The organism is Ruegeria sp. BHSC026 (genome assembly GCF_059613065.1).
Genome location: NZ_JBXWRV010000003.1, coordinates 242,059 through 262,761 on the forward strand (window position 1 = coordinate 242,059; position 20,703 = coordinate 262,761).

Annotated in this window: 17 protein-coding genes; 9 read left to right on the plus strand and 8 right to left on the minus strand. The window is 63.7% G+C overall.

Features of this window, described 5'->3' with window-relative positions; translation table 11 throughout:
• Positions 1-3 precede the first annotated feature (3 nt).
• Positions 4-1,140 carry an MFS transporter gene (locus AC2FME_RS05635; RefSeq protein ID WP_496799872.1) on the plus strand — a complete coding sequence of 379 codons (1,137 nt, stop codon included), beginning with the start codon at positions 4-6 and terminating at the stop codon, positions 1,138-1,140.
• Positions 1,141-1,147: 7 nt separating this feature from the next.
• Here AC2FME_RS05635 and AC2FME_RS05640 read toward each other — a convergent pair whose 3' ends face one another.
• The 3 genes from AC2FME_RS05640 to AC2FME_RS05650 all read right to left on the minus strand — a co-directional run bounded on the left by AC2FME_RS05640 (position 1,148) and on the right by AC2FME_RS05650 (position 4,921).
• Entirely contained in the window at positions 1,148-2,119 is a 972-nt protein-coding gene (locus AC2FME_RS05640; RefSeq protein ID WP_496678899.1) for an ABC transporter permease, read from the minus strand.
• Positions 2,112-3,119 carry an ABC transporter permease gene (locus tag AC2FME_RS05645; protein WP_496799873.1) on the minus strand — a complete coding sequence of 336 codons (1,008 nt, stop codon included), beginning with the start codon at positions 3,117-3,119 and terminating at the stop codon, positions 2,112-2,114. The genes AC2FME_RS05640 and AC2FME_RS05645 overlap by 8 nt, the downstream gene beginning before the upstream one ends.
• Positions 3,120-3,214: 95 nt before the next feature.
• The gene (locus tag AC2FME_RS05650; RefSeq protein ID WP_496799874.1) at positions 3,215-4,921 is read right to left on the minus strand and encodes a peptide ABC transporter substrate-binding protein; all 1,707 of its coding nucleotides are present in this window, start codon (positions 4,919-4,921) and stop codon (positions 3,215-3,217) included.
• Positions 4,922-5,204: 283 nt separating this feature from the next.
• Between AC2FME_RS05650 and AC2FME_RS05655 the strand changes: the two genes are divergently transcribed.
• Genes AC2FME_RS05655 through AC2FME_RS05670 form a run of 4 tightly spaced genes read left to right on the plus strand, consistent with a single transcriptional unit; the run spans position 5,205 to position 10,608 of the window.
• Positions 5,205-7,025 carry an ABC transporter ATP-binding protein gene (locus tag AC2FME_RS05655; protein ID WP_496799875.1) on the plus strand — a complete coding sequence of 607 codons (1,821 nt, stop codon included), beginning with the start codon at positions 5,205-5,207 and terminating at the stop codon, positions 7,023-7,025.
• A 5-nt stretch (positions 7,026-7,030) separates the two neighbouring features.
• Positions 7,031-8,197 carry an acetylornithine deacetylase gene (argE, locus tag AC2FME_RS05660; protein WP_496678905.1) on the plus strand — a complete coding sequence of 389 codons (1,167 nt, stop codon included), beginning with the start codon at positions 7,031-7,033 and terminating at the stop codon, positions 8,195-8,197.
• A 57-nt stretch (positions 8,198-8,254) separates the two neighbouring features.
• Positions 8,255-9,418 carry a M20 aminoacylase family protein gene (locus AC2FME_RS05665; RefSeq protein WP_496799876.1) on the plus strand — a complete coding sequence of 388 codons (1,164 nt, stop codon included), beginning with the start codon at positions 8,255-8,257 and terminating at the stop codon, positions 9,416-9,418.
• Positions 9,419-9,444: 26 nt separating this feature from the next.
• On the plus strand, positions 9,445-10,608 hold the full coding sequence (locus tag AC2FME_RS05670) for a M20 aminoacylase family protein (RefSeq protein WP_496686073.1): 1,164 nt from the start codon (positions 9,445-9,447) through the stop codon (positions 10,606-10,608).
• 39 nt (positions 10,609-10,647) lie between these two features.
• On the opposite strand, the gene AC2FME_RS05675 is transcribed toward AC2FME_RS05670, so the two are convergent.
• Positions 10,648-11,958 (minus strand): 3-deoxy-D-manno-octulosonic acid transferase, encoded by a 1,311-nt coding sequence (locus AC2FME_RS05675; protein ID WP_496799877.1) that lies wholly within the window; start codon positions 11,956-11,958, stop codon positions 10,648-10,650.
• A gap of 1 nt (position 11,959) precedes the next feature.
• Positions 11,960-12,967, minus strand: a complete 1,008-nt coding sequence (moaA, locus tag AC2FME_RS05680; protein ID WP_496799878.1) for a GTP 3',8-cyclase MoaA — start codon at positions 12,965-12,967, stop codon at positions 11,960-11,962.
• Positions 12,968-13,058: 91 nt separating this feature from the next.
• On the opposite strand from moaA, the gene AC2FME_RS05685 reads away from it, so the two are divergent.
• On the plus strand, positions 13,059-13,472 hold the full coding sequence (locus AC2FME_RS05685) for a hypothetical protein (RefSeq protein ID WP_496799879.1): 414 nt from the start codon (positions 13,059-13,061) through the stop codon (positions 13,470-13,472).
• On the opposite strand, the gene AC2FME_RS05690 is transcribed toward AC2FME_RS05685, so the two are convergent.
• The 3 genes from AC2FME_RS05690 to glmU are packed head-to-tail and all read right to left on the minus strand — an operon-like array spanning position 13,460 to position 17,333.
• A complete protein-coding gene (locus tag AC2FME_RS05690; RefSeq protein WP_496799880.1) occupies positions 13,460-14,146 on the minus strand; it encodes a DNA alkylation repair protein in 687 nt (228 codons plus the stop codon). The two genes, AC2FME_RS05685 and AC2FME_RS05690, sit on opposite strands and share 13 nt — an antisense overlap.
• 6 nt (positions 14,147-14,152) lie before the next feature.
• The gene (gene glmS, locus AC2FME_RS05695) at positions 14,153-15,976 is read right to left on the minus strand and encodes a glutamine--fructose-6-phosphate transaminase (isomerizing) (RefSeq protein ID WP_496799881.1); all 1,824 of its coding nucleotides are present in this window, start codon (positions 15,974-15,976) and stop codon (positions 14,153-14,155) included.
• A 4-nt stretch (positions 15,977-15,980) separates the two neighbouring features.
• Complete coding sequence (gene glmU / locus AC2FME_RS05700; RefSeq protein ID WP_496799882.1) at positions 15,981-17,333, minus strand: bifunctional UDP-N-acetylglucosamine diphosphorylase/glucosamine-1-phosphate N-acetyltransferase GlmU; 1,353 nt, start codon at positions 17,331-17,333, stop codon at positions 15,981-15,983.
• A 133-nt stretch (positions 17,334-17,466) separates the two neighbouring features.
• Here glmU and AC2FME_RS05705 point away from each other — a divergent pair, with 133 nt between their 5' ends.
• The 3 genes from AC2FME_RS05705 to AC2FME_RS05715 all read left to right on the plus strand — a co-directional run bounded on the left by AC2FME_RS05705 (position 17,467) and on the right by AC2FME_RS05715 (position 20,689).
• Entirely contained in the window at positions 17,467-18,138 is a 672-nt protein-coding gene (locus tag AC2FME_RS05705; RefSeq protein ID WP_149776861.1) for an HAD-IA family hydrolase, read from the plus strand.
• Positions 18,139-18,178: 40 nt separating this feature from the next.
• Entirely contained in the window at positions 18,179-19,369 is a 1,191-nt protein-coding gene (locus tag AC2FME_RS05710) for a DegT/DnrJ/EryC1/StrS family aminotransferase (RefSeq protein ID WP_496799883.1), read from the plus strand.
• 156 nt (positions 19,370-19,525) lie between these two features.
• A complete protein-coding gene (locus AC2FME_RS05715) occupies positions 19,526-20,689 on the plus strand; it encodes an isovaleryl-CoA dehydrogenase (RefSeq protein WP_496795746.1) in 1,164 nt (387 codons plus the stop codon).
• The last annotated feature ends 14 nt before the right edge of the window (positions 20,690-20,703 follow it).

The following is a 20,703-nucleotide window of genomic DNA, read 5'->3' on the forward strand; positions in this document are numbered from 1 at the left end:
CAAATGATCGGATTGGTTTCAGCCTGGCGGGCCGTGGCCGCCATGTTCATCCTGAACGGCGCCCTGTTCGGCATCTGGGCCTCGCGCATCCCGGCCGTCCGTGACCGTCTGGGGCTGAGCCACGAAGAGCTGGGCTATGGCCTGCTGTTCATGGCGGCTGGGGCGGTGTGTTCCTTTCCAGTCACCGGACGCCTGACCGACAGGTTCGGCGCGGTGACAGTGACGCGGGTGATCGCGGTTCTGTACACAGCATCACTGATCCTTCTTGCGGCCGCCGACAGCTTCGCCATGCTGGCTGCGTTCCTGTTCATCTTCGGGGCCTTACACGGCTCTATGGATGTGGCCATGAACGCCTGGGCCGCCGAGGTCGAGCAGGCCTACGCCAAACCGGTGATGTCCTCGTTCCACGCGATGTGGAGCCTCGGCGCCGGGTTGGGAGCGCTCAGCGGCTACGGCGCGGTTCAGCTGCAGCTTGCCGTGTTGCCACATTTCCTGCTGGCCGGCGGGGCAACCGTGGCGCTGGCGCTTGCCCTGTCCTGGGTCCGATGGACGTCGCGGCGGGTGCAGTCCGACGGCAACGCCATCTTTGCCTTGCCCAGCGGGGTTCTGGTTCTGGTCGGGCTGACCGCGATGTGCGGCGCGTTGGGCGAGGGCGCGGTGGCCGATTGGAGCGCCATCTTTCTGCGGGATGCCACGGGTGTGGCTGAAAGCGTTGCGGCATTGGGCTATGCCGTCTTTTCGGTGTCCATGGTTGCAGTTCGGCTCCTGGGTGGGCTCGTGATCGCCCGGTTCGGCCCGGTGCCGGTGGCTCGGGTCAGCGGAGCCTGCGCGGCCTTGGGCGTGTTCCTGGTGGTATCGGCTAGGGGGGCGGTCGGGGCGATGGCTGGATTCGCGATGATGGGCGTGGGCTATGCGGTGATCATGCCGCTGGCCTTCAGCCGAGCCGCGAACGACCCGCATGTCCCGCCGGGGCAGGCCATCGCCAGTGTCGCCACTTTGGGGTACGGAGGTCTTCTGATCGGTCCGCCGCTGATCGGGCTTCTGGCGGGGATCGTATCACTGCGGCTGGCCTTTGGCGTCCTGCTGCCGCTGGCAGTTGTGATCGTTGTGTTGGCCGGCGCGCTTAGGCGCGCCGACTGACTTTTGTTCAGCGTCCGCGGATCCGCGGATCGAGCGCATCGCGCAAGCCGTCGCCCAGATAGTTCACGCTGAGAACGGTAAGCGAGATCGCCAAGCCGGGCCAGAACACACGCTCGGGGTATTGCTGCAGATAATCAACACCATCGAACAGCAGCCGGCCCCAGGTGGGGAAATCGGGCGGGAAGCCCAGCCCCAGGAAGGACAGCGCGCTTTCGGTGATGATCGCCGTGGCGATGCCCAGCGTGGCCGACACCATGATCGGAGACAGTACGTTGGGCAGGATGTGCCGGGTGATGATTTGCGTGTTGCTGGTGCCGATCGAGCGGGCGGCCAGAACGAATTCGCGTTCCTTGATGGCCAGCACGTCGCCGCGCACGATCCGCGCCGTAGGCATCCACGAGGTGATGCCGATGGCGCAGACGATCAGGATGAAGATCCCACGCTCGAGCCCGAACGCAGCGGACAGAGGCTCGCGGAACAGCAACATCATCACCAGCAGCAGCGGCAGCAGCGGCAGGGCCAGGAACAGGTCGGTCAGGCGCATCAGCGGCCCGTCCAACCGTTTGAAGAACCCGGCGACCACGCCGATGAACGACCCAAGAAACAGCGCCAGCAGCATCGCGGTGATGCCGACCGAGACCGAGGTCTGCCCCCCCGACATCATCCGGGCCAAGATGTCCCGGCCCAGCTGATCGGTACCGAACGGATGGGCCCAGCTGGGCCCCTGGTTGCGGGCACGGATGTCGATCTGGGTCGGGTCGATGGTCCACAGGAACGGGCCAAGATAGACGGCCGCGACGATGAAGATGAACAGCATCGCGCCGATCATGGCGCCCTTGTGGGTCTTGAACTGGTCCCACACGTCGCGCCACTGGCTGCGGGGCGGGGCGGTGAATTCCTCGACCACGTCCGCGGCGGGCAGAGCGGTCGAAGCGGGCGCAAGCCCTTCGTCGGGGACAAAGCGATCCTTGTCAGTCATAGCGGATCCTCGGGTCCAGAATGCCATAGAGAACGTCGGCGATCAGGTTGAACAGGACGATCAGCACGGCAAAGATGAAGGTCAGGGTCTGCACCATCGGCAGGTCGTTGGCCTGGATGGCGCCGATCAGCAGCTGTCCGATGCCGTTCACCTTGAATACCTGCTCGGTAATGATGGCGCCGCCGAAGATCGACGGAATCCCCAAGGCGATCACGGTGACCACCGGGATCATCGAGTTGCGCAGGACATGCACCATGACGACGGTGTACTCACTCAAGCCCTTGGCGCGGGCGGTACGGACGTAGTCCTGGTTTAAGTTGTCCAGCATCGAGGCGCGCATGAACCGGCTGAGCTGCGCGGTGATCTGCAGCGCCAGCACCATCACCGGCATGATCATCTGTTTCAGCTGAACGACGAAGCTGTCCCAGTCATTGACCACATGCGTCGTGTCATAGATCGACGGGAACCAGCCCAGCTGGACCGAAAAGATCACGATTACCAGCACCCCCGAGAAGAACGGCGGGACCGAGAAGCCGACCATCGACACGAAGGTGCCCATCTGGTCGAACCATGAATACTGGCGATAGGCCGAATAGATGCCGATGGGCAGCGCGATCAGGATGGCGACCAAATAGGCGGTGCCGACAACCCACAGGGTCTGCGGGATGCGCTGAACGACGATGTCCATGACGGGCGAGCGGGTCTGCCACGAAATCACCCGCAGGTCACCTTCGGAAAAGGTAGTGCCAAAAATGTGATCGACCAGAACCTGAGGTTCAATCCAGAAGAACTGCACGATCCATTTCCAGAACCGGACATGCATCGGCTGGCCGAGGCCAAGCGCCTCGCGCATCTTCTCTTTGACTTCGGGCGGAACGGTCAGCGGAACCTGCGCCATCGGGTCGCCGGGGGCGAGTTCGAGCAGCAGGAAAATGACGAGACTGATGAACAACAGCGTCGGAACGGCCAGGATCAGTCGTCGAATGGTGAAGTTGAGCATTCAAAGGCGCCTTTGTGCATGCGTCTTTTCGTTGGGGTGGATGCAGGTAACCGCGCCCCGATAGACACCGGGGCGCGGCAGTGCAAGCCTGACGCTTAGGAACCGGTCTTGCGGTACCAGTCAGCGATGTTCCACAGCTCGCTGTCCCACACGTTCAGAACGACGCCACCCAGCGTGTTCGAATGTGCCGACAGGCGGCCACGGTGCACCAGCGGGATCATCGCGCCGCCCATTACGGCCATGTCGTTCAGCTTTTTCGCGATCTCGGCGCGGGCTTCCAGGCCGGCGGTCTGGGCCAGCTGGGCATGCAGCGCGTCATATTCCGGGTCGCACCAGCGCGAGATGTTCTCGCCCTGCCACTGAGTGTCCGGACGCGGAGCCTTGTCGCACAGCATGTTGCCCAGATACGACTGCGGATCTGTGCCGTTGAAGGTGTTGGCGTACATTTCAACGTCGGCATAGAACTTCTGGAACGTGTCGGGCGAGCCCGGATCACCACCGAAGAAGACCGAGGCGTTGATGTTGCGCAGTTCGGTTTCGATGCCGATCTGGCTCCACCATTCCTTGATCAGCGCCTGGAAGTCCTGACGGACGGCGTTGGTCGAGGTCTGGTATACAACTTTCAGCGGAACACCGTCTTTTTCGCGGATGCCGTCGCCGTTGGTATCGACGATCCCGGCATCATCCAGCAGCTTCTTCGCGCCTTCGATGTCCTGCTTGTCGCAGGTCATGGTGGTCGAGTTGAACGCGGCCGGAGCCGGCACCCAGTTGCAGGTAACTTTGCCTGCCTGGCCATAACCGATCTCAACCAGCAGCGGACGGTCGATTGCCAGCGACATGGCGTTGTACACCGCCGGGTCGGTCAGGAACGGGTGCGGGTGCTTGGCCGTCGAACGTTCGCCTTCCGGCAGTTCGGGGGACGGGTTGGTCTGGTTCAGCATGATGCGCTCGACCAGCGGGCCAAAGCCTGCCACCGGAGTGCCCTTGCCGCCTTCTTGCATTTGCGCGATCACTTCGGGCGCCAGCTGCAGGTTCCAGGCATAGTCGAACTCGCCGGTTTCCATCACGGCGCGACCCGCAGCGGTTGCATCGCCGCCGCCCTTGAACGTCACTGTCGCAAAGGCAGGCTTGTTCGGATCACGATAGTTGTCGTTGGCTTTGAAGGTGATCACGTCGTTCGGCTTGAACTCGGTGACGACAAACGGGCCGGTGCCGATCGGATTGAAGTTCTGTTCGGTGCATTCCGGCGCCTTGGCGCCCATGCAGTTTTCGAACTGGGCCTTCTGGATGATCGGGCTTTCCCCGCCAACGAACGGGCCATAGGGGAAGGGGGTCGGCTTGTCGAAGGTGACCTTGACGGTCAGATCGTCGAGCGCCTCGACGCTGGTGACGCCTTCGAACTTGGTCACCTGCGCACATCCGCCCTCAGGGTCCATGCAGTAGTCGGCGGTGAACTTGACGTCCGCCGCGGTGAAGGGCGAGCCGTCCGACCAGGTGATGCCGGGCGCGATCTTCCAGGTGATCGAGGTCAGATCCTCGCTGACACCGCCGTTTTCGACTGTGGGGATTTCGGCCGCCAGGTAGGGCACCATGTTGCCGTCCTGATCATAGCGGGCCAGCGGTTCGATCACCAGCGAGGCCGCCTCGACATCCTTGGTGCCACCCGACAGGAACGGGTTCAGGATCGAGGGCGCCTGCCAATAGATGATGCTGACATTGCCGTCCGATCCGCGCTCGGCCATGGCCATAGGGGCCATCGCCGTGCTTGCAATCGCACTGAGCAAAAGGGCTTTGATTTTCATCATACACTCCATGTTGGACACATTCGTGTCTCGATTATTCCGCAAGGCCTGCGGACTTGGCGTTGCCGCGCGTGGGGCAAGCTGCTGTAACGAAAAGAAAAAAGGTTTCGCTTATTGCGGCCTGCACAGGTTTACCGGCGCGGTTACGCGGGGTATCGAAACAGAGTTTTGGAAAATTGCAAGCCTTGCCGCAGCGAAATCGGGCAATGGGTTTGACTTTTCCCACTTCGCCGCCTTAGCGTTTGGCACTCAAATCGAACAAGCCCTCAAGGAGAGCGCGCGCGTGCTGGACCAGCCTATTGCCGATATCAGAAAACTTCGCGTCGAGTTTCAGACCAAGGATGGACCGGTCGTCGGGGTCGAGGATGTCTCGTTCGAGGTCCATCCGGGCGAAACCGTCTGCATCGTGGGCGAATCGGGGTCGGGCAAATCGGTGTCGTCGCTGTCGCTGATGCGGCTGGTGGAATTCGGCGGCGGCAAGATCGCGGGGGGCGAACTGCTGTTCGACCGACGCGACGGGCGCAAGCTGGATCTGGCCAAGGCCGATCAGGACCTGATGAAGCAGATTCGTGGCAACGAGATCGGGATGATCTTCCAGGAACCGATGACCGCTTTGAACCCGGTCTTCACCGTGGGCCGACAGCTGACCGAGGGCCTGCGGATCCACAAAAACATGTCCAAGGCACAGGCCGAGGCGCGCGCGCTGGAGCTACTCAAGCAAGTCCGCATCCCCGAGCCCGAGCGGCGCCTCAAACAGTACCCGCACGAATTGTCAGGCGGGATGCGACAGCGGGTGGTGATCGCCATGGCGATGGCGTGCGAGCCGCGCCTGCTGATCGCCGACGAGCCGACGACGGCGCTGGACGTGACCATTCAGGCCGAGATCCTTGCGCTGATGGACCGGCTCAAGCGGGAAACCGGCACGGCGGTGATGTTCATCACCCATGACATGGCCGTGGTCGCCCAGATGGCCGACCGCGTCGTGGTCATGTATCGCGGCAACAAGGTCGAAGAGGGCACCGTCACCGAGATTTTCGAAAACCCCCGACACGACTACACCAAGGCCTTGCTGGCCGCGGTGCCCAAGCTGGGCGAGATGCGCGGCAAATCCGCGCCCGAACCGATGAAGCTGCTGGGAGTCGAGGGCCAGAACATCGCTCCGATTCCCGGAACCGAGGACGTGCTGCTGACGGTCCGCAACCTGACCACGCGCTTCCCCGTCAAGGGCGGGCTGCTGCGCCGCACGATCTCGAACGTGCACGCGGTCGAGGATGTATCGTTCACTCTGAACCGGGGTCAGACGCTGAGTCTGGTCGGTGAATCCGGCTGCGGAAAGTCCTCGGCGGGGCGGTCGATCCTGCGGTTGGTCGAGCCGCTGTCGGGCGAGGTGGACCTCGATGGCGTCGACATCATGAAACTGGACCAGAAGGGCCTGCGCAAGGCCCGGCTGGACATGCAGATGATCTTTCAGGACCCGTTCGCCTCGTTGAACCCGCAGATGCAGCTGGTCGATCAGGTCGCCGAGCCGATGCGCAACTATGGCGTGGCTTCGGGGTCGGAATTGCAGGACCGTGTGGCGCAGCTGTTCGACAAGGTGCACCTGCCGCGCAGCTTCATGCGCCGGTACCCGCACGAGATGTCGGGCGGCCAGCGCCAGCGTATCGCCATCGCGCGCGCCCTTGCGCTGAACCCCAAGCTGATCATCGCCGACGAGGCCGTTTCTGCACTAGACGTATCGGTGCAGGCGCAGGTGCTGAACTTGATGATGGAACTGCAGTCCGAACTGGGGCTCAGCTATCTGTTCATCAGCCACGACATGGCCGTGGTTGAACGCGTCAGCCACCATGTCGGGGTGATGTATCTGGGCCGGATCGTCGAACTGGGCCCGCGGGCGCGGGTGTTCGAGAACCCTCAGCACCCCTATACCCAGGCGCTGATGAAGGCGGTGCCGATCGCGGACCCGAACCAGCGAAAATCGGAAAAAGACCTGAATTTCAAACCGATCCCGTCGCCCATTCATCCGATCGACTATCAGCCCGCGCCGTCTGAATACCGTGAGGTCGAGCCGGGGCATTTCATTCTGACCACCGACAGCGGGTATTGATCCCGATGGCGCGGCGCCTGACACCGCTCGAGATCATGACGCGGCTGATTGCGTTCCCGACGGTCAGCCGCGACAGCAACCTGCCTCTGATCGACTGGGTCGGGGACTATCTGGCAAGTCATGGCATCGAAGCCCACCGCTGGCCCGATCCCGACCAGCCGCACAAGGCGGCTCTGTTTGCCCATGTCGGGCCTTGGGACGAAGGTGCCGTCGTTCTGTCAGGTCATACCGACGTGGTGCCGGTGGACGGGCAGGCCTGGGACAGCGATCCCTTCACGGTCACCGAGCGCGAAGGCAAGTATTTCGGGCGCGGCACCTGCGACATGAAAGGGTTCGACGCGCTGGCGATCTGGGCATTGGTCGAGGCGCATCACGCGGGCGTGGCTCGCCCGCTGCAACTGGCGTTGAGCTTTGACGAAGAGGTCGGCTGTACCGGCGCTCCGCCGATGATCGCGGCGATGCAGAAGGTTCTACCCAAGGGCTCGGCGGTGATCGTGGGGGAACCGTCGATGATGCAGGCGGTGACCGGGCACAAAGGCAGCTATGGCTATGACACGCATGTGGTGGGCTACGAGGTCCACAGTTCGCGCCTGCACGAAGGGGTGAATGCCATCATGCAGGCGGCCCCCTTGATCGACTGGGCCAATCAGCAGAATGCAAAGAACATGGCCGCGCAACCCGGCGCGCTGGCGGCGGTGTTCGACCCCCCTTGGACGACGTGCCATGTGGGCATGATCCGGGGTGGGACGGCGCATAACATCACGGCCAAGGATTGCTGGTTCATGATGGATTTCCGCGTGGTGCCCGGCGAAAGTGCCGCCGCATGGCGCGACGCCTATTTTGCGCAGGTGCGCGCGGTCGAGGCGCGGATGCAGCAGGTCCGCCCCGAGACGCGGATCGACGTGACGCCCAGCTTTGCTGTTCCCGCGCTGGTCCCCGAACCCGAGGGCGAGGCCGAGGCTCTGGTCCGCTCGCTGACCGGCGACAACGCGACCCATGTCGTCAGCTATGGCACCGAGGCGGGGCAGTTCCAGGAGGCCGGCTATTCGGCCGTGATCTGCGGGCCGGGCGACATCGCCCAGGCGCACAAGCCCGACGAATTCATAACCGTTGCCCAGTTCAATGCCGGGCACCAATTCATGCAGCGGTTGGTTCAGAAACTGGCCGCCTGATTTTTTTGTCCCAGCCCAAGGCTTTAGGCTTGGATGCTGGTAGTGGAGGAAACGTGCATGCCCGTCAGAAACCGTTTTGCCGAATTGCATCCCGAAATCACCGCGTGGCGGCGTGACATTCACCAGAACCCAGAGATCTTGTACGACACCCACCGCACCAGCGCGGTGGTTGCGGAAAAGCTGCAGGAATTCGGCTGCGACGAGGTGGTGACGGGGATTGGCCGCACCGGCGTGGTCGGCGTGATCAAAGGCAAGGTCGACACCAAGGGCCGGGTGATCGGCCTGCGGGCCGACATGGACGCGCTGCCCATGCAGGAGCAGACCGGGCTGGACTATGCCTCGCAAACGCCGGGGGCCATGCATGCCTGCGGCCATGACGGACATACGGCAATGGTTCTAGGGGCCGCGAAATACCTGGCCGAGACACGCAATTTCGACGGCACGGCGGTGGTGATCTTTCAACCGGCCGAAGAAGGCGGGAACGGCGCCGAAGCGATGTGTCGGGACGGGCTGATGGACCGTTTTGGCATCCAGGAGGTCTATGCCATGCACAACGTGCCGGGCCTGCCCACGGGGCAATTCGCCATCCGCTCGGGGCCGTTGCTGGCGGCGGCGGACGAGTTCGACATCCATCTGGAAGGGCGCGGCGGGCATGCGGCCAAGCCGCACGAAACGGTGGACACCACCGTCATGCTGTCGCACCTTGTGGTGGCGCTGCAGACCATCGTGGCGCGCAACGCCGATCCGACTCTGCAGTCGGTGCTGTCAGTCACCTCGGTCGAGACATCTTCGACCGCGTTCAACGTGATCCCGCAATCGGCGCGCGTGCGTGGCACGGTGCGTACCCATTCCAATGAGATGCGCGACCTGATCGAGCGCCGCCTGACCGAGGTGACGCAGAGCGTCGCGGCCGCGATGGGCGGAACTGCGCAGGTAACCTATACCCGTGGCGTGCCGGTGACGATCAACGCCGAAGTGCCCACACAGCACGCCGAGGCAGCAGCCATCGCCGTGGGCGGCAGCTGCCTCGAGGCACCGATGGTAATGGGCGGCGAGGATTTCTCGTTCATGTTGCAGGAACGGCCGGGTGCGTTCATAGTTCTGGGCAATGGTGACAGCGCCGGGCTGCATCACCCTGAATACGATTTCAATGACGAAATCATTCCGATTGGATGCTCATGGTTTGCCGAAATGGTCGAAAGCCGGATGCCGGCGGCCTGAGGCTTTGAAGGAGAGAGAAGACGAAAATGCCAGTCAAGAACCGATTTGCCGAATTGCAGGACGAAATCACCGCATGGCGACGAGATCTGCACGAAAACCCCGAAATCCTGTTCGAAACACACCGCACCAGCGCGGTGGTGGCGGAAAAGCTGAAGGAATTCGGCTGCGACGAAGTGGTCACGGGGATTGGCCGCACCGGGGTGGTCGGCGTGATCAAAGGCAAGGCCGACACCAAGGGCCGGGTGATCGGCCTGCGGGCCGACATGGACGCGCTGCCGATCCACGAGGCGACGGGCCTCGACTATGCTTCGAAAACACCGGGCGCAATGCATGCCTGCGGCCATGACGGGCATACCGCCATGCTGCTCGGCGCGGCGAAATACCTGGCCGAGACCCGCAACTTCGATGGCACCGTGGTGGTGATCTTCCAGCCCGCCGAAGAGGGCGGAGGTGGCGGCCGCGAGATGTGCGAGGACGGCCTGATGGACCGCTGGAACATCCAGGAGGTTTACGGGATGCACAATTGGCCGGGCAAGCCGGTCGGCAGCTTTTCGATCCGGCCGGGGGCTTTCTTTGCGGCGACCGACCAGTTCGACATCACTTTCGAGGGGCGGGGCGGGCACGCAGCCAAGCCGCACGAGACGGTGGACACGACCGTAATGGCGGCGCAGGCCGTTCTGGCGTTGCAGACCATCGCGTCGCGCAATGCCGATCCGATCGATCAGGTCGTCGTCTCGGTCACCTCGTTCGAGACCTCGTCCAAGGCGTTCAACGTGATCCCGCAGAAGGTGCAGATCAAGGGCACCGTACGCACCATGAGCAGCGAAATGCGCGACCTGGCCGAAAAGCGGATCAAGGAAATCTGCGCGGGCGTCGCGGCCACGTTCGGCGGCACTGCCGACGTGACCTACATGCGCGGCTATCCCGTCATGGTGAACAGTGACGAACAGACCGATTTTGCGGCCCAAGTGGCCAAGTCGGTCTCGGGCGATTGCGAGGTCGCACCGTTGGTCATGGGCGGCGAGGATTTTGCCTACATGCTGGAAGAGCGCCCCGGAGCCTATATCCTGGTCGGCAATGGCGATACGGCGATGGTTCACCACCCGGAATACAATTTCAACGACGAGGCGATCCCTGCCGGGTGCAGTTGGTGGGCCGAGATCGTCGAACAGCGGATGCCCGCAGCCTGATTCCGTAGCGGGGGCGCAGGCCCCCGCTGCCGTTTGCGGTCAGGGGCCTGCGTCCTCGAGGCCCAGTTTGTCGCATAGCGTATCAACAACCGCATCCAGAGCCGATTTCTGGGTATTCACGCAGGACTGCGCCGCCGCTTGCGCTGCTGCCAGCGCCGATCTGTCCGACAGCCAAAGCGCGACTGCCCCGCTCAGGTCCGAGGCCGAGAACACTTCGACCGCGCCACCGCTGTCCACCAGCGGGGCAAATGTCTCGGCGAAATTGTAGTAACCCCGTCCGGTGATCACCGCGGCTCCGGCCTGCGCGGGTTCGAACGGGTTGTGGCCGCCGATCTCTTTCAGCGACCCTCCCAGGAACACGATCGGGCACAGCGCGTACCACGTTCCGGTTTCGCCCAGCGTATCGGCCACATAGACCTGTGTGTCGCGGGTGATCGGCTGCCCGGCGCTGCGCAGAGCATGGCTTTGACCCGCCGCATCAACAAGGGCGCAGACCTCGCCCCGCCGTTCAGGGTGACGGGGGATCAGCAGCAGCAGCAGGTCGGGCCAGCGGTTCAGCAATTCGGCATGGGCGGCCAGAACGGTCTCTTCCTCGCCTGCATGGGTCGAGCTGGCGATCCAGACCGGCCGCGCGCCGATCTGGGCGCGGATCTGCGTCAGCATGTCTTGATCCACCGGCAGCGGATCGGACATGGCCTTGAGGTTGGTTCCGGGTTGCACCCGATCGACGGGCGCCCCCATGGCGATCAGGTTTGCGGCCGTGCGGTCGTTTTGCGTCAGGAACAGGCGGAACTGGCTCAGGACATAGCGGGCGGTGTCGGGGCGCTTCTTCCACCCGGCCACCGATTTCTCGGACAGGCGTGCGTTCAGCAGGGCCAGGGGCGTCCCGCGCCGGGCGGTCTCGACGATCAGTCGTGGCCAGATCTCGCTTTCGACAAAGACGCCGGCATCGGGCCGCCAGTGATCCAGAAACCGCGCCACCGGGCCGGCGCTGTCCAGCGGGGGGTATTGGTGGCGGGTGCGCGGCGGAAGCCGTTTTTCCACCAGCGAAGCCGAGGTCGGGGTGCCAGAGGTGATCAGGAACTGCGCATCGTCGATCCGTTCGCTCATGCGCTTGATCAGGCTCAGAACCGACAGGCTCTCACCCACGCTGGCCGCATGAAACCAGATCAGCCGACCGTCGGGGCGGGGCTGGCTCGCATGGCCCAGCCGCTCGCGCTGACGGATTTCAGAAACACCCGCCGACTGCAGCTTGGCGCGAACGGTGCGCCAGGCCAGCGGCATGGCGAGGGATGTCAGCGCGCAGTACACGCGGTACAGCGCCGTGGATCGCCCCGACAATTCTGACATGTCAGCCGCCCGTGTGGCTCATGTGACGGCTCATCTGGCCATCGATCTTTTGGCGGGAATAGTCGAAATCATGGCCTTTGGGCTTGAGGGTGATCGCCGCCCGGATCGCCTGTTCCAACGGCTTTTCGCTGTCGGGGTGGTCGCGCAGGGGCGCGCGCAGGTCGGCCATGTCCTCTTGCCCCAGGCACATGTACAACTCGCCCGTACAGGTCAGGCGTACCCGGTTGCAGCTTTCGCAGAAATTATGGCTAAGCGGTGTGATGAAGCCGATCTTCTGCCCGGTTTCCTCCAACCGGACATAGCGCGCCGGGCCGCCCGTGCGCTCGGCCAGATCGGTAACAGTATAGTGGTTTTCGTACTCGGCCCGGACGTCTTTCAGCGACCAGTACTGGTCCAGCCGATCCTCGTTGCCGATGTCGCCCATGGGCATGACCTCGATCCAGGTCAGGTCCATGTCGCGCTCGGCGCACCAGCGGGTGATCTTGGGCAGTTCTTCCTCGTTGAACCCTTTCAGGGCCACCGCGTTGATCTTGACGCGCAATCCGGCCTTCTGCGCGGCATCGATCCCGCCCAGGACCTGTTTCAAGCGACCCCAGCGTGTGATCTGGGAGAATTTGTCCTCGTCCAACGTGTCGAGAGAGACATTTACCCGCCGCACCCCGGCGGCGTACAGGTCGTCGGCGAAGCGCGCCAATTGCGAGCCGTTGGTGGTCAGCGTCAGCTCTTTCAGCGCGCCGCTGTCCAGGTGCCGGGTCATCGAGTCGAAGAACCCCATGATCCCACGGCGCACCAGTGGCTCACCCCCGGTGATCCGCAGCTTTTCCACGCCCAGCCGAATGAAGGTCGAACACATCCGGTCCAGTTCTTCCAGCGTCAGCAGCTCTTTCTTGGGCAGAAAAGTCATGTTTTCCGACATGCAGTAGACACAGCGGAAATCGCAGCGGTCCGTGACGGAGACGCGGAGATAGGTGATTGCGCGGGCAAACGGGTCGATCAGCGGAGCAGTCATGCCCAATAGGTAAAGCGCACCGTGCCTTGCGACAAGTCAGAACTGCGTTCGAGGGGTGGAACACGGGCGCGGGCAGGGGTAGGCTGGTTGCATGCGATACCTGTTTGTCCTCCTCCCTGCGTTTCTGACCGGCTGCGATGCGGTGCGGCAGACTCTGGATCGGTCGCCAGAAGCGCCAACCGTTCAAACGGATGCGATGGTCACGGAAACCGAGATCGTCGAGGCACAGCCCGTTGCGGCGGCCCAGCCCGGCTGGAGTGGTGCGAAACGGACGATCGCGGGGTTGGGCGATCCGAACAAGCCTGGGCGCTGGCTGGAAACGCCATTGGTGCAGGCCGAGCGGAATGGCCGGGTCGTGGTGACGAAGACCGGGGCGCAGGCCTATGTGACGCTGGTTCCCGCGTCGGGCCCCGAGGGCGGCGGCGGGCGGCTCTCGCTCGAGGCGATGCGCGCCCTGCTGGTGCCGTTTGACGAACTGGTCGAGCTGGACGTCTATTCCGACTGATCTTTCAAGTACTTGCCGGCCTCTTTGCGGGCAAAAGGCTTCATCGCGTCACCGTACGTGGCCAGAAAGGCCCGGACCCGGTCGGGCTCATGTTTAGACAGGTCGCGCAGCCACCAGGCCACCGCCTTCTGGATGAACCAGTCGCGATCGGGGACATAACCGGCGGCCCACCCCAGAATTCGGTCGCGGCGCTGAAGGTCTTGGGGCTTGGGGTGGTTCTGCTTGGTCCAGGGCAGGGTGGCCACCAGCGCCGCGCGTCGGGTCCACATGTGATCCGAGGTCGTCCAGCTCTCGACCTGATCCAGCCGCGACGGGTCGGCCCACAGGCGCTTTTGCATGGCCATGCTGGCATGATCGGCCACCGCCCAGGCGTCGAAATCGGGCAGCCAGCTTTGCAGCAGCTCCCAAACCGCCTGATCGGGGCGGATGCGCGCCTGCGTCAGCAGCTTGGCGGCGGCCAGCCGCGCCTCGTGGATGTTGGTCTGCCACAGCTGATCGGCCAGCGCGACACGGGCGTCCACGTCCATCTGCTGCCGCCAGCTTTTGGTCAGATCATTCAGCACCGGGTTCGGTACACCAAGATAGGGGCGATCGACCTTGTGATAGGCCGCCATCTGGGCGGCCCGGTCCGGGTCGGCATACGCCTTGATCTGGTCCAGTGGGCTGTCCGGCATGGCGGCTTACTCGACCGTGACGGATTTCGCCAGGTTGCGCGGCTGGTCCACATCGGTGCCCTTGGCAACCGCCGTGTGATAGGCCAGCAGCTGCGCGGGCACCGAATACAGGATCGGCGCGACCGAGGCGTGGGCATGCGGCATACGGATCGTGCTCCAGACCCCGTCCTGGGCATCTGCGATTCCGTCGTCGTCCGAGACCAGAATGACCTTGCCCTTGCGCGCCATGACCTCTTGCATGTTCGACACGGTCTTGTCGAACACCGCATCGCGCGGGGCCATCACCACCACGGGCATGTGTTTGTCGATCAGGGCGATGGGGCCATGCTTCAGCTCGCCCGAGGCATAACCCTCGGCGTGGATATAGCTGATTTCCTTGAGTTTCAGCGCGCCTTCAAGGGCCAGCGGGTACATCAGGCCGCGCCCCAGAAACAGAACGTCGCGTGCCTCGGACAGGCGCTGCGCGGATTTCCGGATCGCCTCCTCTTGGTCCAGCGCGGCGTTCAGCAGCGTCGGCAGGCCGCGCAGCGCGGCGGCGTGATCGGCCAGCGCATCGTCGTCCAACGTGCCCCGGTCGGCCGCGGCCTTGAGCGCCAGCATCAGCAGAACGCTCAGCTGGCAGGTGAAGGCCTTGGTTGAGGCCACGCCGATCTCGACCCCGGCATGGATGGGCAGCGCCACGTCGCTTTCCCGCGCGATCGAGCTTTCGGGGACATTGACCACCGACACGATCTTGTCAGCCTTGCCCTCGCAATAGCGCAGCGCGGCCAGGGTGTCGGCGGTTTCGCCCGACTGGCTGACGAACAGCGCCAGCGTGCGGTCAGCGATTGGCGGTTCGCGATAGCGGAACTCGCTGGCGATATCGACCTCTACGGGCATCCGGGCCAGTTGCTCGAACCAGTATTTGGCGGTCAGGCAGGCATAGAAGGCCGTGCCGCAGGCCACCATGGTCAGGCGGTCCAGCTTGGAGAAATCAAGATCCGCATCCGGCAGAACCACCCGGTCGCTGCCGGTGAGCAGGTACGAGCGGATCGCCTCGGCCACCACCACCGGCTGTTCGGCGATTTCCTTGGCCATGAAATGCTTGTGCCCGCCCTTGTCGGTCCGGGTCTGATCCAGCTGGATCTTGCGGATCTCGCGGTTGGCGATCTCGCCCGCCTCGTTGCGGATCTCGACCGAATTGCGGGTGACCACGGCGCGGTCGCCTTCCTCCAGATAGGTGATCCGGTCGGTCAGCGGCGCCAGCGCGATGGCGTCCGAGCCGACGAACATCTCGCCATCTCCGTGCCCGATGGCCAGCGGCGAGCCCTTGCGGGCGGCGACGATCAGGTCATCCTCGCCGTCGAACAGGAAGGCCAGCGCGAAGGCGCCTTGCAGCCGGTCGATGGTCTTGAAGGCGGCCTCGACCGGGCCCAGCCCCGATTTCATGTAGAATTCGGTCATCAACGCGACGGTTTCTGTGTCGGTCTCGGTCTGGAAATTGATTCCGTTCTCGGCCAGTTCGGCCCGCAGCTCGCGATAGTTTTCGACAATGCCGTTGTGGACCACGGCAACCGGACCGGCCTGATGCGGGTGCGCGTTGCTGACCGAGGGTGCGCCATGGGTCGCCCACCGCGTGTGCCCGATGCCCGACTTACCAGGCAGGGGGTCATGCACCAGCAAGTCGCTGAGATTGACCAGCTTGCCTACCGCGCGCCGACGACCCAGCTTGCCGCCGTTTACGGTTGCGATGCCCGCGCTGTCATAGCCGCGGTATTCCAGCCGTTTCAGTGCTTCGACCAGAATGGGCGCCGCTTCGTGCTTGCCCAATACGCCAACAATTCCACACATTTACTCAGGCTCCCTTGTCCCGGCGTGCCTTTTTCGCCTTCAGCATCTCGAACAGCTTGCGGGCATAGCCCGGTTTGTTTTCCTGTTTGGCGCGACCCACCGCCAGGGCGTCGGGTTCGATGTCGCGGGTCACGATGGTGCCCGTGGCCGTCATCGCGCCGCTGCCCACGGTGACCGGGGCCACCAGCATGGTGTTCGAACCGACAAAGACATTCTCGCCGATCACCGTGCGGTGCTTCATCACGCCATCATAGTTGCAGGTGATGGTGCCCGCGCCGATATTCGTGCCTGCGCCCACCGACGCATCGCCGACATAGCTGAGGTGATTGACCTTGGCGCCCTCGGCGATTTCGGCATTCTTGATCTCGACGAAATTGCCGATACGGGTGTTCTCGGCCAGTTCCGCCCCCGGGCGCAGCCGGGCATAGGGGCCGACCACGGCGCCGCGGCTGACATGGCAGCCTTCCAGGTGCGAAAACGCCCGGATCGTCGCGCCGCTTTCGACGGTGACGCCGGGGCCGAAGACCACGTTGGGTTCGATCACCGTGTCTCGGCCGATCACCGTGTCGGCGGCCAGATAGACCGTCTCGGGGGCCATCAGGGTGACGCCCAGATCCAGCAGCTCGGCCCGGGCGCGGGCCTGGAACACGGCATCGGCCGCGGCCAGATCAGCGCGCGAGTTCACGCCCAGCGTCTGCGCTTCGTCGCACGAAACGGCAGTGACCTTCAGGCCGCGGTCGCGCGCGATCTGGACCACGTCGGTCAGGTAGTATTCGCCCGACGCGTTGTCGTTTCCGACCGCGTCGATCAGGTCGAACAGAGTGCCCGCGTCACAGGCCAGAAGTCCAGAATTGCAGAAGGTTATGGCGCGTTCTTCATCTGACGCATCCTTGAACTCGACGATCCGCTCCAGGGCGTCGCCGTTCATCACCAAACGGCCGTACCGGGCCGGGTCGGCGGCCTCGAAGCCAAGGATCACCAGATCGTTGTCAGCCCGCGCGGCGATCATGCGCTCCAGCGTGTCGGGCTGCAGAAACGGGGTGTCACCGTACAGAACGACCACGTCGCCGATGAACCCGTCCAGCGCCTCGCGCGCTTGGGCGACGGCATGGGCGGTGCCCAACTGTTGGTCCTGCACGACGATGCGCGCGTCTTCATCCTCGGCCTGCGCGACCTTGGCCACCGCCTGCGAGCCGTGGCCGGTGACGATGACCATGCGTTCGGGGGCCAGGACCGAACCGGCGCGCATGGCGTGCACCAGCATCGGAACCTGGGCGATCGGGTGCAAAACCTTTGGGATGTCCGAATTCATCCGGGTGCCTTTTCCGGCGGCAAGGATGACAAGGGCAGTGCTCATGAATGCGTTTTCTCTTTTGTTTTGTCGCGGTCCGTTTTATCCGCTGGGGGCAGGGGCGCAAGCCGTTCGGCCATCAAACAAGATTGCCGTTTGCAACACGACATGGCGGAAAACTGCCGAGCAAGGAGACAAAATGCGCACGGTCATCTTCGATCTGGACGGGACTTTGGCCGATACGTCGGGCGATCTGCTGGCGGCGGCGAACCATTGTTTCCGGCAGATGGGGCATGGTGATGTGCTGGTGCACGGGCAGGATGCTGCGGTGGCTTTGCGCGGCGGGCGGATGATGCTGACCCATGGGCTGAAACGCGTGGGCGCCTATGACGAAGAGACCGTGAACGCCTATTACCCGGTCCTGCTCGAGGCCTATGGACAGGCTATCGACACCCACACCACCTTCTATCCCGGCGCGCTGCAGGCGGTCGAAGCGCTGAAAGCCGCCGGATACGGTGTCGGCATCTGCACCAACAAGCCCGAGGCGCTGGCCGAGCTGCTGATGACACGGCTGGGCGCGCGGGCGCTGTTCGGCTCGCTGGTGGGGGCGGATACGCTGCCGGTGCGCAAGCCCGACCCCGCGCCGCTGCGTGAAGCCGCGCGCCGGGCCGGGGGACATCCCGACCACTGCATCCTAGTGGGCGACTCGGATACCGACAGGAACACGGCCCGTGCCGCCGGGGTGCCGTCGATCCTTGTGACCTTCGGCCCGTCAGGCGATGACATGGCCGCGCTGCAGCCCGAGGCGCTGCTGCACCATTTCGACGATCTGCCCGCAATCGTTGCCGAGCTTGTGGGCGCGGCGGCCTGATCTCTTGACCCGCGCTGCGACTGGCCCCACAAACAACGCCATGACCGAGCGATTTTCTGGCAGTTTCACCCAGCAGGAGCCAATCCCCGACGCGGCGATCGAGGCGGCGCTGGCCGTTCTGCGCCACGGGCGGCTTCACCGCTACAACGTGGCCCCCGGAGAGGTGAGCGAAACCGCCCTTCTGGAACAGGAATTTGCCTTGCAGATGGGGGCGAAATACTGTCTGGCCGTGTCGTCTGGCGGTTATGCGCTGGCCACGGCCCTGCGTGCCGTGGGTGTCCAGCCGGGGGACGCGGTTCTGACCAACGCCTTCACGCTGGCCCCTGTGCCGGGGGCGATTGCTTCGGTCAATGCGCGCCCGGTTTTTGTGGGCGTGACCGAGGGGCTGACCATCGATCTGGACGATCTGGCGGCCAAGCTGGACCGCGCCAAGGTTTTGATGCTCAGCCACATGCGCGGGCACCTGTGTGACATGGACCGGTTGATGCAGATGTGCGACGCAGCCGGGGTGACGGTGATCGAAGATTGCGCCCATACGATGGGCGCCGCCTGGCGTGGGCAGTTGTCCGGCCGGCAGGGAGCGATCGGCTGCTATTCCTGCCAGACCTACAAACATGTGAACTCTGGCGAGGGTGGTCTGTTGATCACCGATGACGAGATGCTGGCGGCCAAGGCCACGATGCTGTCGGGCTCGTACATGCTGTATGAACGCCACCTTGCGGCACCGGGCCCCGAGGTGTTCGAGCGGATCAAGTACACCACGCCAAACGTGTCGGGGCGGATGGACAATCTGCGCGCCGCGATCCTGCGCCCCCAGTTGCGCAATCTGGACCAGCAGGTACGGCGCTGGAACGAACGCTATGCCGAGATCGAGGCGGGCCTGCGCGGCACGCCCGGCCTGACCATCGTCGAGCGGCCTGCGGAGGAAAGATATGTAGGCTCGTCGATCCAGTTCCTTCTGCTGGATTGGGCGTCTGAGCAGATCGCCGAGGTTCTGCGACGCTGCGCCGATCGTGGGGTCGAGCTGAAGTGGTTCGGTGGGGCCGAGCCAACCGGGTTCACTTCGCGCTATGACAGCTGGCGTTATGCCGAGTCGGAACGGATGCCCGAGACCGACCGAATTTTGCGCGGGATCATCGACATGCGCGTTCCGCTCACCTTCTCGCTGGACGATTGCCGCCTGATTGCCGGCATCATCCGCGCCGAGGTCGGCGCCGTTTTCCAACAGTAATTCAATCGAGTGCGCCATGAGGCGCACGCCCGAACCCTGCAAAAGCCGCCCGAGGGGCGGCTTTTCATTTGGGCCACGCGATGATTGACCGCGAGGGGAAAGGTCTGTATCAGTTTATTGAACACCTGTTCATTAACGCGAGAGAGGAGAGCGCGTATGTTCACGGCGACAATGCAATTCGATCTGGGTGAAGATGTGAACGCGCTGCGCGAGATGGTGCACCGCTGGGCGCAGGAGCGGGTCAAGCCGATGGCGGCCGAGATCGACAAGACCAACGCCTTTCCCAACGAACTGTGGAAGGAAATGGGTGACTTGGGGCTGCTGGGCATCACCGTGCCCGAGGAATACGGCGGGGCGGGCATGTCTTACTTGGCCCATGTCGTGGCTGTCGAGGAGATCGCGCGGGCCTCGGCCTCGGTTTCGTTGTCCTACGGGGCGCATTCCAACCTGTGCGTCAACCAGATCAAGCTGAACGGCAACGAAGAGCAGAAGAAGAAATACCTGCCGCGCTTGGTTTCGGGCGACCATGTGGGCGCGCTGGCCATGTCCGAGGCCGGTGCCGGGTCGGACGTGGTCTCGATGAAGCTGCGCGCCGAAAAGCGCAATGACCATTACCGCCTGAACGGCAACAAATACTGGATCACGAATGGCCCGGATGCCGATACGCTGGTCGTCTATGCCAAGACCGACCCGGAGGCCGGGTCCAAGGGCATCACGGCCTTCCTCATCGAGAAAGAGATGAAAGGGTTCTCGACCTCGCCCCATTTCGACAAGCTGGGGATGCGCGGGTCGAACACGGCCGAGCTGATCTTCGAAGATGTCGAAGTGCCCTTCGAGAACGTTTTGGGCGAAGAGGGCAAGGGCGTTGCCGTGCTGATGTCAGGCCTCGACTATGAACGGGTGGTTCTGGCCGGGATCGGTACCGGAATCATGGCAGCCTGTCTGGACGAGATCATGCCTTATATGGCCGAGCGCAAGCAGTTCGGCAAACCGATCGGAACCTTCCAGCTGATGCAGGGCAAGATCGCCGACATGTACACGGCGATGAACTCGGCGCGTGCCTACATCTATGAGGTGGCCAAGGCCTGTGATCGGGGCGACGTGACCCGGCAGGATGCGGCGGCGTGCTGCCTCTATGCGTCCGAGCAGGCGATGGTTCAGGCCCATCAGGCGGTGCAGGCGATGGGTGGGGCCGGATTCCTGTCGGATGCGGCGGTCAGCCGGATCTTCCGCGATGCCAAGCTGATGGAGATCGGCGCGGGCACCAGCGAGATCCGCCGGATGCTGATCGGCCGTGAGCTGATGAACGAGATGCTATGAAGAAAAACGCCTCG